General features: G+C 39.7%; 21 protein-coding genes and 1 riboswitch. Of the genes, 18 read left to right on the plus strand and 3 right to left on the minus strand.

The genetic code is table 11. The features are described from left to right. The 4 genes from C9J48_RS18465 to C9J48_RS18485 all read left to right on the plus strand — a co-directional run. Positions 1-309: EAL domain-containing protein (locus C9J48_RS18465; RefSeq protein WP_146151661.1), on the plus strand; the 309-nt coding region annotated here is incomplete at its 5' end. Positions 310-443: 134 nt separating this feature from the next. Next, a riboswitch (Fluoride riboswitch) is annotated at positions 444-526 on the plus strand. Between the two features lie 217 nt (positions 527-743). Then, positions 744-1,436: an iron-sulfur cluster assembly scaffold protein gene (locus C9J48_RS18475; RefSeq protein WP_006232183.1), complete on the plus strand. Its 693-nt coding sequence runs from the start codon at positions 744-746 to the stop codon at positions 1,434-1,436. Positions 1,437-1,497: 61 nt separating this feature from the next. Then, positions 1,498-2,496 (plus strand): GGGtGRT protein, encoded by a 999-nt coding sequence (locus tag C9J48_RS18480; RefSeq protein WP_006232184.1) that lies wholly within the window; start codon positions 1,498-1,500, stop codon positions 2,494-2,496. 296 nt (positions 2,497-2,792) lie between these two features. Next, positions 2,793-3,698, plus strand: coding sequence for a manganese-dependent inorganic pyrophosphatase (locus tag C9J48_RS18485; RefSeq protein ID WP_006232185.1), 906 nt, complete (start codon positions 2,793-2,795; stop codon positions 3,696-3,698). An 89-nt stretch (positions 3,699-3,787) separates the two neighbouring features. Here C9J48_RS18485 and C9J48_RS18490 read toward each other — a convergent pair whose 3' ends face one another. Further along, complete coding sequence (locus C9J48_RS18490; protein WP_006232186.1) at positions 3,788-5,095, minus strand: patatin-like phospholipase family protein; 1,308 nt, start codon at positions 5,093-5,095, stop codon at positions 3,788-3,790. 125 nt (positions 5,096-5,220) lie between these two features. Further along, complete coding sequence (cydH, locus tag C9J48_RS18495) at positions 5,221-5,310, minus strand: cytochrome bd-I oxidase subunit CydH (protein WP_006232187.1); 90 nt, start codon at positions 5,308-5,310, stop codon at positions 5,221-5,223. A gap of 187 nt (positions 5,311-5,497) precedes the next feature. Between cydH and C9J48_RS18500 the strand changes: the two genes are divergently transcribed. The 10 genes from C9J48_RS18500 to panP all read left to right on the plus strand — a co-directional run bounded on the left by C9J48_RS18500 (position 5,498) and on the right by panP (position 14,509). Continuing rightward, on the plus strand, positions 5,498-6,055 hold the full coding sequence (locus C9J48_RS18500; protein ID WP_242610848.1) for a hypothetical protein: 558 nt from the start codon (positions 5,498-5,500) through the stop codon (positions 6,053-6,055). 390 nt (positions 6,056-6,445) lie between these two features. Then, positions 6,446-7,927, plus strand: a complete 1,482-nt coding sequence (locus C9J48_RS18505; RefSeq protein ID WP_006232189.1) for a sodium-dependent transporter — start codon at positions 6,446-6,448, stop codon at positions 7,925-7,927. A gap of 2 nt (positions 7,928-7,929) precedes the next feature. After that, complete coding sequence (locus C9J48_RS18510) at positions 7,930-8,031, plus strand: MetS family NSS transporter small subunit (RefSeq protein WP_006232190.1); 102 nt, start codon at positions 7,930-7,932, stop codon at positions 8,029-8,031. Between the two features lie 529 nt (positions 8,032-8,560). After that, entirely contained in the window at positions 8,561-8,788 is a 228-nt protein-coding gene (locus C9J48_RS18515; RefSeq protein WP_006232191.1) for a hypothetical protein, read from the plus strand. A 26-nt stretch (positions 8,789-8,814) separates the two neighbouring features. After that, positions 8,815-9,183 carry a VOC family protein gene (locus C9J48_RS18520; RefSeq protein ID WP_006232192.1) on the plus strand — a complete coding sequence of 123 codons (369 nt, stop codon included), beginning with the start codon at positions 8,815-8,817 and terminating at the stop codon, positions 9,181-9,183. A gap of 535 nt (positions 9,184-9,718) precedes the next feature. Continuing rightward, the gene (locus C9J48_RS18530) at positions 9,719-9,958 is read left to right on the plus strand and encodes a hypothetical protein (protein ID WP_006232193.1); all 240 of its coding nucleotides are present in this window, start codon (positions 9,719-9,721) and stop codon (positions 9,956-9,958) included. 165 nt (positions 9,959-10,123) lie between these two features. Then, positions 10,124-10,333 carry a hypothetical protein gene (locus tag C9J48_RS18535; protein WP_036803418.1) on the plus strand — a complete coding sequence of 70 codons (210 nt, stop codon included), beginning with the start codon at positions 10,124-10,126 and terminating at the stop codon, positions 10,331-10,333. Between the two features lie 520 nt (positions 10,334-10,853). Continuing rightward, positions 10,854-11,366, plus strand: a complete 513-nt coding sequence (locus C9J48_RS18540) for a hypothetical protein (RefSeq protein ID WP_006232195.1) — start codon at positions 10,854-10,856, stop codon at positions 11,364-11,366. 349 nt (positions 11,367-11,715) lie between these two features. Next, the gene (locus C9J48_RS18545; RefSeq protein ID WP_006232196.1) at positions 11,716-12,696 is read left to right on the plus strand and encodes a DUF2860 domain-containing protein; all 981 of its coding nucleotides are present in this window, start codon (positions 11,716-11,718) and stop codon (positions 12,694-12,696) included. 163 nt (positions 12,697-12,859) lie between these two features. Continuing rightward, on the plus strand, positions 12,860-14,509 hold the full coding sequence (gene panP, locus C9J48_RS18550; protein WP_006232197.1) for a pyridoxal-dependent aspartate 1-decarboxylase PanP: 1,650 nt from the start codon (positions 12,860-12,862) through the stop codon (positions 14,507-14,509). 435 nt (positions 14,510-14,944) lie between these two features. On the opposite strand, the gene torR is transcribed toward panP, so the two are convergent. Continuing rightward, positions 14,945-15,658: a two-component system response regulator TorR gene (gene torR / locus C9J48_RS18555; protein ID WP_006232198.1), complete on the minus strand. Its 714-nt coding sequence runs from the start codon at positions 15,656-15,658 to the stop codon at positions 14,945-14,947. Positions 15,659-15,860: 202 nt separating this feature from the next. Here torR and torC point away from each other — a divergent pair, with 202 nt between their 5' ends. The 4 genes from torC to C9J48_RS18575 all read left to right on the plus strand — a co-directional run bounded on the left by torC (position 15,861) and on the right by C9J48_RS18575 (position 21,386). Further along, positions 15,861-17,027 carry a pentaheme c-type cytochrome TorC gene (gene torC / locus C9J48_RS18560; RefSeq protein ID WP_006232199.1) on the plus strand — a complete coding sequence of 389 codons (1,167 nt, stop codon included), beginning with the start codon at positions 15,861-15,863 and terminating at the stop codon, positions 17,025-17,027. A gap of 70 nt (positions 17,028-17,097) precedes the next feature. Continuing rightward, on the plus strand, positions 17,098-19,629 hold the full coding sequence (gene torA / locus C9J48_RS18565; RefSeq protein WP_006232200.1) for a trimethylamine-N-oxide reductase TorA: 2,532 nt from the start codon (positions 17,098-17,100) through the stop codon (positions 19,627-19,629). Positions 19,630-19,878: 249 nt separating this feature from the next. Then, entirely contained in the window at positions 19,879-20,529 is a 651-nt protein-coding gene (torD, locus tag C9J48_RS18570) for a molecular chaperone TorD (protein ID WP_006232201.1), read from the plus strand. A 299-nt stretch (positions 20,530-20,828) separates the two neighbouring features. Then, on the plus strand, positions 20,829-21,386 hold the full coding sequence (locus C9J48_RS18575; protein ID WP_006232203.1) for a hypothetical protein: 558 nt from the start codon (positions 20,829-20,831) through the stop codon (positions 21,384-21,386). The last annotated feature ends 27 nt before the right edge of the window (positions 21,387-21,413 follow it).

Genomic DNA, 21,413 nt, shown 5'->3' on the forward strand with positions numbered 1-21,413 from the left:
GGATATGGCGGTTTTAGTTACTTACAAGAGTTACCGATTGATACGCTTAAAATTGATAAAATGTTCGTAGAAACAATTGGAACAAATGATGTAAAAAGTAAAATTTTGAGCTCTATTATTTTGTTTGGTAAAAATGCAGGCCTGAAAATGATCGCGGAAGGCGTAGAAAGCCAAGAGCAAGTTGACTACTTAAACTTAAAAGGAATTACTTTAATGCAAGGCTATTATTACGCCAAGCCGATGCCATTTGAAGAGTTCACCCGCTATTATTATGGACAAAACGTTACAATGTATAAGGAGCGTAATTAACTCCCCCTTATTTTTAAAACTCATAAATGGAATATTTGTTTGAATAATTATCCCACTACAAAATGAAATAAAAGCGTATAGTTACTTCATCGGCAACGTGAACAACGCGTCGAAGTCACAATAACCCACTTGTTATTATGACGGGAGATGATGATCCTCCTTTAACTGCCTTACTGAAGTTTACCCTTCTTATAAGGATGATGACGTCTAACAACATTGGCATAGAATGGCCAGAGGAAGCTTTTCCGTGGATCCCTACATCCATAGAAAACTGCAGTTGTTAGATCGTAATTATCCTCTACCGTTCTCTGCCCTTTATTTAAAGCACAATCATTCAGTTTGTACGGTTCAAATCGTTCGCCTTTATTAGACGCGATTTCACAATAACAACGAATTGAACGGTACAACGCTAGAACAGCAAATGAGGCAGAGTAATGCAATATTCAGCAGAAGTTCAAAACATGTGTCCTATCTCTCGCGGACCACAACATGCGTCTTCCCCCATTCCTGTAGAAGGCCGCTGGGTTAGTCCGAAAGATGTGATTGCTATTTCCGGCGTTAGTCACGGTGTGGGTACATGTGCACCACAACAAGGCGCAGCAAAACTTACTCTTAATGTTAAAGATGGCATCATTGAAGAAGCATTGATTGAAACTATCGGCTGCTCTGGTATGACGCATTCTGCTGCGATGGCATCTGAAATAATCACAGGTAAAACCATCCTTGAAGCCTTAAATACAGACCTTGTATGTGATGCGATTAACGTCGCAATGCGTGAAATATTCTTGCAATACGTATACGGCCGTACGCAAACAGCTTTCTCACTCGATGGCTTACCAATCGGCGCTGGTCTTGAAGACTTAGGTAAAGGGCTACGTAGCCAAATTGGCACTCACTACGGTACGCGTGAAAAAGGCCCTCGTTACATGGAAATGGCCGAAGGTTATGTCACCAAGTTAGCACTGGATGACAGCGATGAAATCATTGGCTATTCATTCGTTAACCTTGGAAAAATGATGGAGTTTATCGGCAAAGGGACATCGGCTGAAGAAGCGATGGAACAAGCCAGTGGTCAATACGGCCGTTTCGACGAAGCAGTTCGCACTATCGACCCTCGTCACCAATAAACACAGTCATACCACGACTTACGCATCACATGCTATCACGCTGAATTTTGAGGATACCATCATGGCTCTATTTGAAAGTTACGACCGTCGCATCGACCAAATCACTCCTGTACTTGAACAATACGGTTTCACGTCATTTGAAGAAGCACTAGAATACTGTAAAGAACGTAATGTTAACCCTTACAATATTGTAAAAGAAACCCAACCTATCGCATTTGAAAATGCTTCTTGGGCTTACGTATTAGGTGCGGCTATCGCACTAAAAGAAGAAGCAAAAAATGCAGCTGAAGCAGCAGAATATATTGGTCAAGGCTTGCAAGCCTTCTGTATTCCAGGATCTGTTGCTGATCAACGTCAAGTTGGTTTAGGCCATGGCCGTTTAGCCGCACGTTTATTGAATAACGATACTCAGTGCTTTTGTTTCTTAGCGGGTCATGAATCTTACGCAGCAGCTGAAGGCGCGATTAAAATCGCAATGAACGCTAATAAAGTACGTCATCATCCTCTTCGCGTAATCCTTAATGGTTTAGGCAAAGATGCTGCTTATATGATTGCCCGTATTAATGGTTTTAATTACATACAAACTCAATTCAACTATGAAACAGGTGAATTGGATGTGGTATCAGAGCGTCGCTTCTCAACAAGCCAGCGTGGTGAAATTAATTGCTACGGCGCAGATGACGTACGTGAAGGCGTTGCGATTATGCACCGTGAAGAGGTTGATATCTCCATCACTGGTAATTCAACTAACCCTACTCGCTTCCAACACCCTGTTGCAGGTACGTATAAAAAAGAACGTCTAGAAGCGAATCAAGCGTATTTCTCTGTTGCATCAGGTGGCGGTACGGGTCGTACTCTTCACCCTGATAATGTTGCAGCAGGTCCTGCTTCTTATGGTATGACAGACACAATGGGTCGCATGCACTCTGATGCCCAGTTTGCTGGTTCTTCATCTGTACCTGCTCACGTTGAAATGATGGGGCTTATTGGTATGGGGAATAACCCAATGGTAGGCGCAACTGTTGCCGTTGCCGTTGCGATAGAACAAGCAAAAAATTAAACTGCATTATTATTGGATAAGTAGCAGGTCAAATACTCGTAAAATGATCAGATCCTTATTTAAATTGTTATAAAATCAAACACTAAATTCATATTTAGATAGCTTGAGTTAGGTGCGGATTTAACCAACCGCACCTTTAATTGCGCAACTTAATTGGTTATTTCGTAAAAAACCTCTAGAATTGCCCGAGTTTGATCACTTACGTTGGCTTCATTTTCAGAATTAAAGCCACTAAGTTAGTCCCATTCAGTCTTACAGCAGGTTGTTGCTGTAATCGGCGCAGTAAAGGAAACATGATGATTCAAGTTGTAGGTCACAAAAACCCAGATAGTGATAGCATCTGTTCAGCTCTAGTAGGTGAAGCACTTCTTAAAGCTCGTGGTTTAGAAGCAAAAGCCGTTCGTCAAGGCGAGCTTAACCGTGAAACTCAGCACATTCTAAAAACTGCTGGTGTTGAGCAGCCAGAAATGTGTACTGGTGTTGCCGGTCAAAAAGTATGGTTAGTCGACTACACCGATCTTGCGCAAGCACCTGACGATATCGCAGAAGCTGAAATCGTAGGTATTGTTGATCACCACCGTTTGGGTGATGTGATGACAGTTAATCCATTAGAAGCATGGATTTGGCCTGTTGGTTGCACATGTACAATCATGTTCAATCTATTCAAGATGGAAGGTACTGAAATCACGAAGCCACTTGCAACATTAATGATGTCTGCAATTCTAAGTGACACAGTAGGTTTCGCTTCTCCAACATGTACTCAGAAAGATCGTGATGCAATTGCAGAGCTAACACCACTTGCTGGTGTTGAAGATCTTGACCTGTTCATCAAAGAGCTTCTAATCGCAAAAACTGACATTGAAGGTCTAAGCGCTTCTGAGTTAGTTGAAAAAGATCTTAAAGCATACCCATTCAACAACCGCAATGTTGTTGTTGGTCAAATTGAGCTAGCAACACTTGAACAAGTTGACAGCATAATTGATGAGCTAAACGCAGATCTTCAACGTCGTTGTGACGAAGAAGGTTTAGCAATGGCTGCCCTTATGCTTACAGACATCACAACAAGTACGACACGCTTGCTATTTAAAGGCGAGTGGAATACGACATTAGAAACATTCGCAGACAATGGCGTACTTACAATGGAAAATACGCTTAGCCGTAAAAAACAAGGCTGGCCTTGGCTACAAAAAGTACTTTCGTAATTTAGCTAGAGTATTTATTAATTCGAGTAGGATAAGGTATTACTGTTTTATCCTCTCTAAAATAAAAAACACAGCATTCGCTGTGTTTTTTATTTATTACTTTTCAGTGTTGTCTTTTCGTTTAAAAGATCACCAAAATGAGCTAAAAATTGGCGCCCTATTACTTTTCCTTCTCGATAATCAATTTCTAGATCGTCTTCACTACTCAGCAATGCTCGACTCCTTAAATTACTCTCAGGTGCAATTTGAATGACTTGTAAACCTTCAGGAGGGTTAACTAAAAACGCATTTAGATCATTATAGGTATAATAGTAACGCCTTAGCATATCCATAACTTCAGCACTTTTACTTTTTCCTGCCATTGATATAAACCGTTCAATGTTATTTGATGCAAAAAGTGACCAATTTGAAGATTTGCTTTCATCAACAAATTCTTTAGCCTCACTGCTGTCTGTATTTCTCTTTTTTATATCATTAAGTTGGTCAAATTTATTCATCATATCGAATACACTTGTATTACGATAATCACCGTCTTCATGATTAACGCGAGTTTCTTTCCATGATTCAAATCGCTGTGTTAAATCGCTATGTATATTTTTAATTTTATCCATTGGTTCATTAAGGCTTAATTTCTCAATATACTGTGGAAGTGTTGCTTCTATTCTTTCTCGCCAATCATCAAATACACCTTGTGACTTTTCAGCATTACCGTCTGAACTGGTTTGTATCAGATGTTCACTTATCGGCTCTGTTCTTATCACAACAACTAACTCAGCCCCTTGCTTCCACGCTTCTTTTACTGGTACAGCAGCAGCAACACCACCATCAACCCATTCAAGATCATTGATATTCACAGGCTGATTATAAAGAACCGGAATGGCACAAGTGGCACGTAATACTTCTCGCCAGTTTTCTTGATACATCGGAAGGTAAATATCTTGAAGAGTATCTTTACGTGTTGCGCACGCATAAGCATTACGATGAATTAATGTCTTACGTGCTTGCTGAAAATCAAGCGGAGTATCACCGCCCGGTGAAATAACCTGTAACGCCCAATCAAGATTTAATGGTTTTTGTTGACTAAGGTATTTATAAAGATTAAAGAATTCATCATTTGTTGTGTAATTAACAATGAAATTATAGCTGTAGCCAGGTTGACGACTAAGAAAAGAAGATACCGTCAAAGCACCAGCAGATGTGCCAATATACAGTTCAAAAGGATCAAAACCTGCTTCCAAAAATGCATCAAATACCCCCGCAGTGAATATTCCTCTTTGACCTCCCCCTTGAACAACTAAAGCAATTTTCTTTCGACGCGACTGAACAAGCTGCGTCGAAAATTCGTTAACCATATGTAAATTAATAGAGTTTAAGCTAAACGGCAGATGATTCGACATAGTCCCTCAACAAAAAATTACCAGAACGTATTGCCGTTAGAATATCACCTAATGTTTAATGCAAACGGAACGATGAACACAAAACATTATCTATTATTAATAAGTTACATATTTATTACGAACACTTATGCACCAATTGCGGTTAATCCAAATCCGATAAGAATGGTAAAAACAACGCCCGTAATAATAAGTGCAAATTTTAGTTCAGTTTCCATACCTTACATCCTCAAAAAACCAACTGGTTAACATATTATTAACTATAGTTTAAGCTGACTTCAAGATCCTTACCTATTTATAAGCACGTTTTTAAGATAGCTGTCACAATTAAACCCATAACTTCAAGGGATATAGTATTAATATATGAAGCCATCAACAATTAGTGCCTTAGTGTTAGGTATAATCATGTTTTTTTCTTCCCAAGTAGCTGCAGAGTACCCTGTACATATCACACCTTTTGTTGGTTATACCTTCTCTGGCGATGTAACGGATGAAAATGACATAAATATTCAGCCTGAGAACGACCTTCATTTTGCACTATCTGTTGAAACCGATGTTGACCCTGGAAGAGTTGGCTTATTTATTAGCTACTTACCTACAGAGACACAAGATTTTAAAAATGACACCTCTTTTACATACCTTCATTTTCAAAGTTCTCTCCGTTTCGAACCAACTCCTAAAATTGATAGCTACTTTGGAGCCAGTTTAGGAGGTACTTTCGTTGATGCAGACTGGTCTGATAACAGTCTTTTATTCTCTGCCGGTCTGTTTGGCGGCGCTGAATACAAAGTGCATAAAAATGCGAAAATTGTTTTTGAAACTCGATGGTTAGCAAATGTTGTAGATAGCAATACATCTTCAATCTGTACCCTACCAACGGGTGATGAAACCTGTAAAATTCACGTAGATTCGAAAATATTGAGTCAATTTCAAACAAATCTGGGACTTAGCTTTAGCTTCTAAAAGGCAGGGTTAAAAGTTATGTAATATGACTGATATTTTGCAAATCAGCCCCTACCTGCTAGTTTCCGCTTATTTTGCAGTCATTTTTACAACTATTAGAAAATAAAATAAAACACTGCAAAACACAAGATAACCAGTGATTAACTTCAAATATCAACCCGCCAACTGCCCTATTCAACAATCATTAGAGTAACAAACCAAACGTTAACACCTTTGGAGCAGGTTATTAACAAAGGCACACTCTATTGATTTACATATTATCTCTGGTTAGTCTCAACTCATCAGCGTGGCTTATCAAACCAGATGTCACGACTTAGGATTCTGATTTAGAGAATAAATCTCTAAGAATATTTAGTTTCATAGTGATTAGCAGTACATAAGGAGATGTTTATGAAGCGAGAACAATGGGGCTCTCGTCCCGGTTTTATCTTGGCAGCGGTTGGTTCAGCCATTGGCCTAGGTAATATTTGGCGATTCCCATACATGGCTTACGAGAATGGCGGCGGCGCATTTTTTATTCCTTACCTTTTTGCCATGATTTCAGCCGGTATTCCATTTATGATTATGGAATTCACTTTAGGTCATAAACTTCGTGGTGCTGCACCTCGCGCTTTTTCTAAGCTAGGTGTAAAACTTGAGTGGCTTGGTTGGTTCCAAGTATTTATTGCTGCGATCATTGCTGTTTATTATGTCGCCATTATCGGTTGGGCAATTTCGTATTTAGGGTACTCATTTACACAAAGTTGGGGTGCAGATACTAATGCCTTCTTCTTTAGTGAATACCTACAGCTAGGTGAAAACTCACCAAGTAAGCTAGGCAATTTGCAAATGCACATTGTTCTACCAATGGTATTAGCTTGGGGTATTACTTTTGCAGCAATCTTTACCGGTATTAAAGGCGGTATCGAACGCGCAAGTAAAATAATGATGCCTCTTCTATTCCTTATGGTTATAGGCTTAATAACACGTGTTGTTTTCCTACCTGGTGCACTAGACGGTATTAACTACCTATTCGAACCAGATTTTAGCAAGATTACAGACCCTACTGTTTGGTCAGCAGCTTACGGACAGATATTCTTCACATTGAGTGTCGGTTTTGCCATCATGATTGCTTACTCAAGTTACTTGCCAGAGAAATCTGATATAAATAACAACGCATTCATGACTGTACTGATTAACTGTGGTTTCTCTATTACTTCTGGTGTGCTTATTTTCGCAGTATTGGGTTATATGGCTCAAGACCAAGCGAAACCACTAACGGAAGTTGTAACAGCAGGTGTAGGTTTAGCGTTTGTTACTATTCCAGCGGCTATTAACCTACTACCAGCACCGTATATTCTTGGTCCACTATTCTTCTTGGCACTTGTTGTTGCAGGCTTGAGTTCACATATCTCAATCATTGAAGCAGTAACATCAGCCGTTATTGACAAGCTGAACTGGTCACGTAAGAAAGCTGCTTCTGTTGTATGTGGTGTAGGTTTTGCGGTATCAATGGCGTTTGCAACCAATGGCGGTCTACTACTACTTGACCTGGTTGATTACTTCATTAACAACGTTGCACTACTTGCAAGCTGTCTAATTGAACTTATCGTTATCGGTTGGTTACTTAAAATTTCAGATATTCGCGATTACGCCAATGATATCTCTGACTTTAGCATTGGTAAGTGGTTCGAAATTTGTATCCGCTTTATCAGCCCAATAATGCTTGCGGTAATTCTTGCAACTAACCTTTGGAAAACGTTCAACGAAGGCTACGGCGGTTATGAAATGTCTGACCTGCTGATGCTAGGTTGGGGTTTAGTTGCTGCAATGTTTGTTGTCGCGGTTATCATCAACGTAACATCTAAATCACCAACCCAACAGGAGAGTTAATTATGACTACAGGTGCAATTATAATGATGCTGTTTGGTTTTGGTATCACATGGGGTGGCGCAGCATACTGCATCTCCATTGCGATGAAAAAGAATCAAGAGTAATTCAGACACTCGTAACAAATAGAAAATAAATAAATGCCAATCAATTCGTTGATTGGCATTTTGTTTTTAAATACCTTCAGCCAGCTCTCTATTGTCAGCCTCAGAACTTTTCGGCGTACAAAACGTACCACATCAGTATTCGATATTATATTTTCGTAGTTTCTCATCTCATTGGCATTTATCAATCCAGCTTTACCGGCATACCTAGCGCACTGCGATAAGGCTTCATGTTGCCACACTCGAGTTATACGATGTTTTGTTCAAAGAGCAGCTGACTTATTGCGAATTCTCGGTAACGCTCAGGCTGAATAGCCACAGAGGCTGGGTTAATACATTGTCTTTATCATCCATAAAAATGACTCCTCTCACACAAAGAGACTTCGTTTCTTTGAAAACTTATTTTTCATACAACTTTTGACAGAAAAAGATGCACTTATGTTAATTTTACATAGCACTAATTAACAATATAACAACGAAGATCAATACTTATTGTTCTCTATAAGTACTAATAATAACGAGTGAGATAATAATGAAAAAGCATTTCTTCATAAATGAAGATGGATCTTTTCGAGTACTAAATAGTGATGCCGCATTGAAGCAGTTTTACAAAAATTACAATGGCGATCGTATTATTTATAAGAGATGTACTATGACTAGTGATAGCAAGCGCTATGTAGTTTTCGTTGATGTAAATTTTGATGTTCATGAAGCGTACGTAATGCTAAAAGAAATTATTAAAGCCACCCTTACTGACTAACGTAAGACAATGAACAAGGAGGTAAAATGATAAGCCACATAGATCATGTCGTTCTGACCGTTTCTGATATTGAAGTCACGTTGGATTTCTATCATCGAGCTCTATTTATGGAAAAAATAGCCTTCGGCAATGGACGCAAAGCACTAAAGTTTGGCGCTCAAAAAATCAATCTGCAAACACTAGGCCAAGAGCCAAGAAATAGAGCCCAAGTCGGCTCTGGTGATTTATGCCTTATTACACAGTGGAACTTAAAAGAAGTAATTGCTCACCTAATGAGTGAGAATGTAAAAATAGTAGAAGGTCCAGTAAGCAAATCAGGCGCTGTAGGAGAAATTGAGTCAGTCTATTTTCTGGATCCTGATGAAAATTTGATAGAAGTAAGCGTTTATAAATAACGTTCGGTCTTTAATCCAATAACGTTACGAAGTAGCTGGTGTCTTCAATGATTTACTTATTACCATCTGGTTTTTAGTTAGTAGCTTTTTGCGTTCACGACAATCTTGTTGTGGTGCGCGCTATAAACACGTTTTAGGGCATATTCGGCTTAAAGTGATCACCTACTAAAGCATTCGGGTGGATTTCGCTTTGTCCACTTAGCGAATTTAGCTATATCGCCCAGATAGAACCTGCGATACGCAAATATTGGTTCGTCATTCACTTTATATATATCGGGCATCGCTTGAGGGAATGCTGTTAAACCAATTGAATGAAATGAATGTACTGATATTAAATAATTACGAGTAAAGTAAATGTGCAGCAACTACCCCGTCTAGTAATACGGGGGAAAGGTTTGGCATACACTAGCAGTCAACTGCCCTACTATGTCGGCTATCGAACTGGTAGATATACGATCTTAAATGTTATCTAGTGTCCCGTGAGTTGTTGATTCCTTCTATAGTTAGACTAATTTTAGCAGTTGAGATTTATAGAATGGAAGAAATGGAATCCAAAGACACCATTACAATTTTCATTGCTACTCTCAGTTTCTTTGTTAGTGCGTTTGCTGTTTTCATATCATCTAAATCAGCGCAAAAATCTAGAAATAATGATGCCCTCAATTTACTTCATGATACGTGGAAAGACCAAAAAGTATTTGAAGCAAGTAACCCTAAGACGTTGGTCGCTATTGATGGAGCTATGCTGCACCTATGTGGATTGATTGTGGTGTAAGCAAAAACTTAATTTACGATGTATTCTTTGATAGGTACAAGTCCATTTACTGTCAATTATTGGCGCATACAGTGCATTTACCTGATGTTGACTATTGTGGAAAAGACTTAATCACTGAAACTGTAAGAAAAGTGTATGCGGAAATGTCCTTTTGGAGCGTTTAATATGAATTTAATTAATATAATTAATGCAACAGATGAAGTGTCTCGGTTAATACTGGAGCTAAGAGAGTCAGGTGCTGAGTTAGATGAATATCAGTTCCAATCATTTGAAAACTCTTTACAAAACTTAGTTTCATCTGCTACTGGATTAAAACCAAACCTAAGAGATTGTGAGCATTGTAAAGGTAAGGGGTATGTAGATTCGATAACATAACAAAACAAAATGATGCGTTCCACTCGGCAACTTTGGTACGAAAAATAACAGCCAACACCTTGTTGACTGTTAGAATGAGAGCTACTAATTAACTGCCTCTGCGGCTCTTTGGTAGTTCTTTCAATTGCCTTGCTGTTCTGATTATTTTAGACATGTTTACCCTATCTCTTTCAGCTCCAATTATCATCAATTGAAGACAATTCCCGCCCAGAATAAAGTTTCATCAAGCGCCGATACTCTGGAGGGATTGGTTTTCCGTTACTCCTCTCAGTAACAGCTCTCACACTCTTGAAAAGCTGACCGTGATAAGATCTTCTCTAAATACAAGAACTCAAGGTTAGAGCGTAATTTAATCTTCAACAAAATGTGATGCCTTGCATGTTTGTCCATTATAAAAGCGACAAAAATTAAGTAGATTCAGGATGAATGAATCATTCTTATAAAGAATCATTTTCTTTATCACAATCATCTCGTTACAATTAACACATAAAAATAAACATTGATCAATCAAGGATAGGCAATGAAGTTATCTGCTGTAATTCTTTCACTCGTACTTCTTCCAACAACGGCACTGGCATCAACAACTAACTGTGAAAGCGACAAATACCACCAGTATGTCGACGCATCATTAAGCTGGTATCAAAGTTTGGTTGATTTGAGTGTTAAACAAGATGAAAGCCTTAAAGAAGTAGGTGACTGGTTTTTAGCTGGTCGTAAACATCACTTTGAATTAAATCGTGAAGCGGTTGATTGGTACTTAGAAAATGATAAAGACCAACTTGATCTAAACCAACCAGTTGAATCTTGGTTACAACTAACTCAGCAAGACGTTAAAAAGCTATCAACGCAACAAGATGAACTTGGTCGTTATGCAAAAAAAGCATTTGATGATCGCCAGAGCACACCTCATAAGAAGAATTATGAGCTACGCAGTGCCTTTGCTAACTTACTGACCCACCCTGTAAATATTGATGAGCCCCTGAATGCTTACAATGAAAAAATGACAAAAATTGCAGCGATTAAGTGTGACTAACACCGTTGGTAATAACTCTATTTAATTACTGAATATAAAGTATCCGCGACTCATTGTTGCGGTTTTTTTTATCTACTCATAGATACCTAATCTACTTCAGAGTCACTTCCGAAAGACGAGTTTTAGATAAAGTATATAAGTATTAATTATCATTAACATCTTAATTATTCAGCTATATTTTTGATATTATAGTAAATTTATTATTTAACATTATATTGACATAGCGTATTCTTGCTTTGCGTATAAGAACAGCACAAAGTAAAATTCAACTTGCATACTTTGTGTGCCATATAAAAATACACGTTATATACCTTTTTATTTAACAGCATTGTTTTTCACAGGAGTGGTAATGAAGCCTCTTTCGATGGGTCTGCTTATTGCAATGACCTCAACATCAGCTTGGGCTAACCCTTTAGTTCAGTGGGAGCAAGGATTCAGCGGTGATATTTCATTGCTTACGGGTTTTAGCTATAGCAAATCACAATTCAATACAGATCAAGAATCAACCTCTTCTCTTAACAGCTCTGGCAAATCTGATACTAAAGCACTTATCACCCCACTCGGTGCTATTCAATATTCTTTCGCTTCAGATAAGCAGGTTTTCATGGGTACTAGCCGATCAGATTTGGCATTAGGCCGTTTCCACATTGAGGCAGGTTACCGTCAATTATTCGAAGGTAATGGTATGGTTAGCTTAAGCTATGTACCTGGTATCATTGGAACTAAAACATGGGAAGATCCCTTTTTAGTGAATGAAAACCGAACTGAGACAGATACAAAAATTAAAGGGTTCCGTTTTCAATACAAAAATATACTGGGATCTAACTTCTCAATGGAAACCTCTGTTGGGCAGCAAGATATTGATACTGAAAAAAGTGGTCAAAAACAAAACTTGTCGGAAACTGAAATAGCCTCATTAGATCGTGAAGGAAACATCGTTTATTTAGAGGGGTCTTATCGCCAATCTATTGCTCGAGGGCGATTATTGCGTGGTGCGTTGAGCTATACCCGATTTGATGCTGATGGCGACGCGATGTCATATGATACCTATGGTGCACAGCTAAGTGTTATACAGATGCTACCAAGCTCTAGTCTCGTGCTAACGTTTGGCTATAAAAATGCACAGTACGAAGCAGAGAACCCAGTATTTGACGAAAAGCAAAAAGATGATCTGTGGAGTGTCTTTTTAGCGTATGAATACAACGAGCCTTTTGGTTGGACAGATTGGGGGCTAGTGTCATTGATTGGTTATAACACAACAGACTCCAATATCAATTTCTATAACGAAGACTCCCTAATGGCCACAGTCGGTATCAACTATAAATTTTAATATCAATGCATCAAAATAGTTAATTGGTGTGACTATATCGATGATCTTGAAGGTTTTTATGCGAACAGTTAGTAGCAAACATAGAAATATTTCGAGACATCGATACCAATTTCTATTAAATTAGCATCAATTTGCCGAAGTTAATCAAAAGTAACAAGTCATTATGGCAGTGGATAATAGAAAAGCCGATGCGACTTTAGAGTCGTTACATCGCATTTTTACGGTGCCGGAAGCACCTGAATCAACCTTAGGGCTGATCGAGCAAAAAATCTCACAAAACCTAAATGAATTTTTAGGGACTCATATTGCTGCGCGCGAAAAGCCGCTTGTAGAGATTGAAAAGGATTTCTCGTCTGCTGACATTCCTGAAAGCCCTAGCTTTGTTTCCGATCACACTCAATTCTTGCTGACTAAGCTTGTTGCTCAGTCAGTTCATACGTCTGCGCCAAGCTTTATTGGCCACATGACGTCTGCTTTACCGTATTTTTTGATGCCGCTATCAAAAATTATGATTGGTCTAAACCAAAACTTGGTAAAGATTGAAACCTCAAAGGCATTCACTCCCCTAGAGCGCCAAGTTTTAGGCATGATGCACAACTTAATCTTCAATGAAGAGACAAGTTTCTATCAGCAGTGGATGCACAGTGCAAACCACTCTTTAGGGTCTTTTTGTTCTGGCGGAACAATTGCCAATATCACAGCACTCTGGGTGGCACGAAACAATGTGTTAAAACCAGATGGTGAATTTAAGGGTGTGGCCAATGAAGGTCTATTCCGTGCAATGAAGCATTACGGATATGATGACCTTGCAGTACTTGTCTCTGAACGTGGTCACTATTCACTGAAAAAAGCCGCTGATATATTAGGTATTGGACGTGACTGCGTGATCCCAATTAAAACGGATGACAATAACCGAATACGAGTTGATGAATTAACGGCAACACTCCAATCCCTAAAAGAAAAGAACATTAAACCTTTCGCTATTATTGGTGTGGCTGGTACAACTGAAACGGGTAATATTGACCCGCTAGACGAGCTAGCCGACATAGCGCAAGCGCATGATTGTCATTTTCATGTCGATGCTGCTTGGGGCGGCGCAACCTTAATGTCAAACAAATATCGTTCTTTATTAAAAGGGATCGAGCGAGCAGACTCGATCACTATTGATGCGCACAAGCAACTGTACGTACCAATGGGAGCTGGCATGGTTATCTTCAAAAACCCGGCTTTAATGACATCGATTGAACATCACGCTGAATATATTCTTCGTAAAGGTTCCAAAGATTTAGGTAGCCATACTTTAGAAGGTTCGCGTAGTGGTATGGCAATGCTACTGTTTGCGAGTTTGAACATTATTAGCCGACCTGGCTATGAAATGTTGATCAATAGCAGTATCGATAAAGCCAAATATTTTGCTAATCTGATTAAGCAAGAGCCTGATTTCGAGCTAATCACAGAACCTGAGTTATGCTTACTCACCTATCGCTATGTACCAGCAGAAACACAACAAGCATTAGCCATTGCGAATGCCGAAGATAAGCATCTATTGCACGATTCACTCAATGACCTTACGAAATTCATTCAAAAGCGTCAGCGTGAATCTGGTAAATCTTTTGTATCACGTACTCGTTTAACACCTGAAAAGTGGGATCACAAAATCACGACGGTTTTCAGAGTTGTACTGGCGAACCCGCTAACCACCGATGATATTTTACAAGATGTTTTAATCGAACAAAAAGAACTCGCGAAAGAAAGTGTGCATAGTCTGCCGCGTTTGATCCATTTAACCAAACGTATTTTGGCTAATAACTAGCGTCCAATAAATCCATTAAACAGTCTGATAATCTCAGGCTGTTTGGGTATTACTCCCTCAAATTCCCCCACCAACGCTCAGCCTTATTTATCGAGATATAATACTATATTTCAATAATGTCATAATCGTAACATTTCGAATTATTTAGCTGTTACCATAACAATATGCATGTTAAAGAGTCGATATTTTATGTAACCGTATCGTAAATTTCATCGTAAAAAAAACAAATTTTCAGAGTCACTATTGAGCAGGTCGATTAATGTTCTAAAAACATACAGTTAGCATTTATTTACAGATTCAACAAAAGTTGATTAAAATCAACAAAAGTGCAGTTAAGTTACCATGAAAAAGCCGGAACATAGAATATCCCGGCTTAAATAGAGGCTGGTTAAAACGACTTTTCAGTTAGATATTTTAACGTTAATTTGTGAGGATTTAATCACCAGCAAACATGTAACCTTCACCATGAACAGTGACAAAAATTTGTGGATTTTTAGGGTCAACTTCCATTTTAGAACGCATTCTCCGAATCAGAACATCGATGGTTCTATCATTAGGAGCCTCTACGCGATGGCTCAACATATTCAGAATTCTTTCACGGCTTAATACAACATTTTGGTGCGAAGAAAAAGCAACTAAAAGCTCATATTCTGCTTTAGTAAGCTTCACTGGCTGACCATTATGAGTCAATGCTCGCTTGTTAATATCGAACTGCCAATCGCTGAAACGAATGATGTTATCTTCTTGTATTTCAACTAACGTTTCACTACGTGCTTTTTCGACTAAGTCCATGCGCCATAATAAGTTTTTAACTCTTACAAGCAGTTCCCTTAACTCGAATGGTTTTGTCACATAATCGTCAGCACCCATCTCTAAACCCACGATGCGATCAATGCTATCTGTTCGACCTGTAACTAGAATAATACCCACTTCAGAGCGGCTTCTTAATTCACGTGTAAGTAATAAACCATTCTCACCCGGCAAGTTAATATCGAGCATGATTAGGTCTATGTTTTCGACCATCATTATCTCTCGCATCTGCTCGCCATTTTCTGCTTGGCTTACTTGGTAACCCTCATTTTCAAAATACCCAACAAGTTTGGTGCGGGTAACAATTTCATCTTCTACAACAAGTACGTGATGACTCATTTTTATCTCTTTTATTGTGTTTTTATTGCCTAATAAAACGTTAGCACATCCAATTGCCATTAACAATTTTTCATAAACCGATGCTGACTGTTAATTCTTGCCGTTAACCTTATTCATATCGTGGACTTATTATCACCTCATAAAAATTTAAGCACCTCCGTAGGTTATGGAGGCAATTCTTTGTTTATGGAATATTCCAAATATGAAAAAACTTTGGCAAAAGTTGATAAAACCAAGCAGCAAGTATTCAATTCTTGCGTTGGTATTAGTCGGTATCGGTATCACGCTAACGGGTACATTCACTGTACACAAAGGTTTTGAGTTTGCTTCAACCACAGAATTCTGTACCTCTTGTCACACCATGCAAGGTAACTACGAAGAGTATAAACAAACTATTCACTTTAAAAATGCCTCTGGTGTACGTGCTGAGTGTGTTGATTGCCACCAACCAAAAGACTTGCCAGGAAAAATATTCCGTAAGCTAGAAGGCGCAAAGGATCTTTACCACCACTTCATTTCTAAAAAAGTAGATACGCCTGAAAAATTCGAAGAACACCGCCTAGGAATGGCGCAAGCTGTTTGGGCTCGAATGGAAGGACAAAACTCGAAAACATGTAAAAGTTGTCACGCTTACGATTCGATGGATCACTCAAAACAATCGGCTAAAGCTGCGTTTGAAATGAACAAAGCAGCCGCTGAAGATATGAACTGTATCGAATGTCACAAAGGTATTGCTCACGAGTTACCTAACATGGCGGGAGGCTTCCAAAAAGATTTCGAAGAGCTACAAACAACAGCTAAATCTCAAGGTGCTGCTGCTGAAAAACTTTACTCTTTAGGAGAGAAAGATCTTTTCGCAACCAACAACGCTGATGCTAAATCAGAAGGTAAGCTATTACCGGCTTCTGAAGTTATCGTTCTTGAACGTAAAGACGACATGCTGAAAGTACAAGTTGACGGCTGGTTAGAAAAAGCAGGAAAAGGCCGTGTACTAACTGAATACATGGGTAAACGTGTCTTTAAAGCAACGATTCGCGGCGATGTAAAAGCGGGTGAGAAATTACTTGAAGAGAAAACTGACGCGTCAACCGACATTGTTTGGCAACACGTTTCTGTTGAAGCATGGATCAGCCCTGATGACATGATCGATAGCATTCAACCTATCTGGAATTACGCAGAAGACATGTATGGCTCAACCTGCAATGCATGCCATGCTGCACCAGCACCTGACCACTTCACAGCAAATGGCTGGATCGCAAGCCTGAATGCGATGAGTGCTTACTACCGCTTAACGAAAACTGAAGAGCGTACTTTGCTGAAGTACCTACAAAATCACGGTAAAGACACTGGCGGCGCTAGCGCCCACTAATACCTAAGAGGCGGGTTATGACTAATAGCCCGCGTTATTGCACAGAATTTCAAATTTAAGGATCGCGTCTATGACGACTCAAATTCTAAATAAAGGTGTTTCACGCCGCCGCTTTTTATCTGGTCTGGTTACAGTCAGTGCAGCATCCGTTGTAGGGACAAGCTTACTTGCACCACGTAAAGCAATGGCAGCAACCGATAGCAAGACCATGTTCACAGGCAATGTGCTGTCAGGCTCTCACTGGGGTGCATTCCGCGCTAAAGTTGTTGATGGTGTTTGGGTAGATACAGTTCCATTCGAGAAAGATTTACACCCTACTCCTATGATTAACGGTGTACGCGAGGTTGTTTACAACCCTGCCCGTGTTAAATACCCAATGGTTCGTATTGATTGGCTAAAACATGGTTACAAATCTGACACTACGCAACGTGGTGATAATCGCTTTGTACGTGTGCCATGGAGTCAAGCGCTTGATTTCTTCTACCACGAACTAGAACGTGTACAAAATAACTATGGCCCTAGCGCACTTTACGCAGGTCATACAGGTTGGCAGTCAGTCGGTAAGCTTCACTCTGCCGGCACTATGATGATGCGTGCTATTGGCCTACACGGTACTTACCTTGGCAAAATGGGTGACTACTCAACAGGTGCAGCACAGGTTATTCTTCCGTACGTTGCTGGTGCAATGGAAGTATACGAACAGCAAACATCTTGGCCTTTGGTTCTTGAAAACTCAGACACAATTGTTATCTGGGGTTCAGATCCAATTAAAAACCTTCAAGTAGGTTGGTTGGTTCCAGACCACAGCCCATATGCTTATTACCAAGAATTGGCTGAGAAAGTAAAGAACAAAGAAATCAAAGTAATTTACGTTGATCCTGTTCGTTCTGAAACTCAGAAGTTTGTCGGTGGCGAGCAAATCGCAGTTAACCCGCAAACCGATCTACCGTTGATGTTAGCTATCGCGCATACCTTGTATACCGAGAACTTATACAACAAAGATTTCATTGCTGATTACACAACTGGCTTCAAAAAGTTTGTCCCTTACCTAACAGGTGAGAGCGATGGTGTTGAAAAAACACCAGAGTGGGCTGAAAAAATCTGTGGTATTAAAGCAGATGAAATTCGTGCACTTGCTCGTCAAATGGCATCTGGTCGTACTCAGATCATTGGCGGTTGGTGTCTACAACGCATGCAACACGGCGAGCAATACGCGTGGATGCTTGTGGTAGTAGCTGCAATGCTGGGCCAAATCGGCTTGCCTGGTGGTGGGTTCGGTTTCGGTTGGCACTACAATGATGCTGGCTCTATCACGTCTAATGGCCCATTAATGTCTGGCTTTAGTGGTGTAACAGGCGTTGACCCTATCCACAACGGTTCATACAAAGGTTACTCGAATTACATCCCAGTAGCTCGTTTCGTAGATTGTATCGAAAATCCAGGCAAAACAATCCAGTGGAATGGTCACGATGTTACATTCCCTGAAATGAAGATGGCTATCTTCTGTGGCAACAACCCGTTCCACCACCATCAAGATCGTAACAAAATGATCAAAGCATGGCGCAAACTGGAAACGGTTGTATCAGTAGAGCACCAATGGACAGCAACTTGTCGTTTTGCAGATATCGTTTTACCTGCAACAACAACGCATGAACGTCATGACATTGAACAATATGGTAACCACTCAAACGCAGGTATTATTGCCCTACCTAAAGTTGTTGAGCCTATGTTCGAAGCAAAAGATGACTTCGATATTTTTCGTGAACTATGTCGCCGCTTTGATCGTGAAGAAGCATTCACCGGTGGTAAGACACAAATGGAATGGATTGAAGAAATCTATAACGGTGCTCGTTTACAAGGCCGTGGTCTTGGTGTTCGTATGCCTAACTTCAAGAAGTTCTGGGATGAAGAAGGTTTCATTGAGTTTCCTGAAGGTGCTGAATGGGTACGCCACGAATCATTCCGTAAAGAACCGGATCTAGAGCCTCTAGGTACCGCTTCTGGTCTGATTGAGATCTATTGTAAAACAATTGCAGATATGGGTTACGACGACTGTCAGGGTCACCCAATGTGGTTTGAAAAGAATGAGCGTAGCCACGGTGGTCCTCAGTCAAACAAGTTCCCACTGAACATGCAAAGCACGCACCCTAACCACCGTTTACACTCACAGCTATGTTCATCGACAGAGCTTCGTGCAAGTTATTCAGTTGCGGATCGTGAACCTGTTTACATCAGTGCTGTCGACGCAAAAGCACGCGGCATTCAATCTGGTGATGTTGTTCGTGTATTCAACGACCGTGGTGAAGTACTAGCAGGCGCAGTAGTGACTGAAGACTTCAAATCGGGTGTTTGTCGTATTCACGAAGGCGCATGGTATAGCCCACTTGAAGGCGGTAAACCTGGCACAATCTGTACATATGGCGATCCAAACGTTCTGACTCAAGATGTTGGCTCATCAAAGCTTGCACAGGCAACAACAGCGGCATCGGCTCAAGTAGATATCGAAAAATACACTGGAAATCTTCCAGCGGTAACAGGCTTTAATGGTCCTGTAGAAGTCACTGATATTAACCCTCTATTCCCAGCAATGGATTTAGAGTAATCCCTATACGTTAAGATATTAACGCTACCGGAAAAACAATAAGCAACCAAGCGAATACTTGATGTGCGCATTGTTTTAGTGAACGGAATGATAGCCGCCTTAAATATAGGCGGCTAATCAAAAATAATAAAAAGATAGGCGATCTTACGCAATAACATCGTCTTTCTTTAAACAAAATAAAACCTATTCACATATAATCATTACAAATCTATGTTTTATGTGAATATGTTTTAAGTGTCTGGAGTGACCATGCAAGAATTTATTGCTTTCAACGAACAACGTGCTGAAATTTACTGGTGGATGTCTTCACTTTTGGCTCGCGAGTTGACGAATGAAGATTTAACCGAATACCACGGTGACGAAATGTTCACTTTCTTGTCTGGTTTAGGCATAACACCTGAGCTTAAAGAACCTGTTGAAGCATTTCGCAATGCAATCAACACGCTAAAAACACGAGAAGATGCACAGCTTGAATTAGCGGCAGATTTCTGTGGCCTATTTCTGAGCACACCTAAATCAGGCGCACTACCTTATGCATCAATATATGTTGGTGAATCTGGTTTATTGAACGATAAGCCTGCTCAAGACATGAATGCATTAATGGAAGAATACGGCATTGCACAACGTAAAGAATTCAACGAACCAGCTGATCATATTGCTGTAGAGTTAGACTTTATGGGCAATCTTATCATTCAAGCAAACCATGAGTTGAATGAAGAAAAACGTGAAGCATTGATGCAAGCGCAACTCGCCTTCGTTAATGGCATGCTATTGAACTGGATTCCTGCATTTGCCCAATCGTGTAAAGCACGTGATGACTTCGGGTTTTATACTGCATCTGTTAACTTACTTGTTGCTTTCTGCCAACTCGACGCTACTTTCCTGTTAGGGGAAGAATAGAACCAAATTCTATAATAACCAGTATGCATTCATGTTGGTACCTACATGATAATGCTACTGATGCACTATCTCTTTGCCGGTATTGAATACCGGCTTTTTTATACCCAAAATTCAAAAATACGCTCACCGTACTCGCAAGATATTGAAGAATAAAGCGTTCAAATCAAACGCTGATATGCGTTGATATAACGACCTGAAGAGTGTTCAGCTTTTAAACAGCCTTCATGACAATCTTCTGACATAACTCCCCCTTCCGACATTTAACGTATACCCCATACTAAATAACAAGAGATATAAACATGTCTAGAATTACGGTAAAAGAACCTCTATTTAAATCCTTATTTGCAAAACTGCTTCTATCTTTTTCTATACTTGGCTTTATCGCAAGTGTGCAAGTAAATGCGAGTGAAGTAATGGCATCACCTGCTGTTGAGCAGCAAAAGCTGGCTAATCGTATTGGCATCATTCAACAAGAGTTAGCTGATATAAGAACGCAAACTATGCAATCAAACCCAGCTCTTGTTGAGCAAGTAAAAACATTCGAAGCAACGTTTGAGAAGAAAGCGAAAGAAGTCAATTATCAACCAGAAGCTTTCCTTAAAACTGCACAAGAAATCCAGCAACAAGTAAGAGATGAAAATACGACAGATGAAAAACGTGCAGAGCTAATAAAATCATTCGCCAAAGAAAAACAAGCATTAGCTAAACAACGTGAATCTATCATGGCAGATCCTGAGCTTAGTAAACTAGAAATCGCACTACAGAAAGATACGATCTCTGCAATGAAAAAGCAGGATCCAAAAACAGAGACTCTCTTAAAAGAGCTCGACACTTTATTTACCCAATTTAGAAGCTAAGTCGACAAGCTAGACTAGTTCCCCCCT

This window comes from Photobacterium profundum, assembly GCF_003026285.1.
Classification (GTDB): Bacteria; Pseudomonadota; Gammaproteobacteria; order Enterobacterales; family Vibrionaceae; genus Photobacterium; species Photobacterium profundum.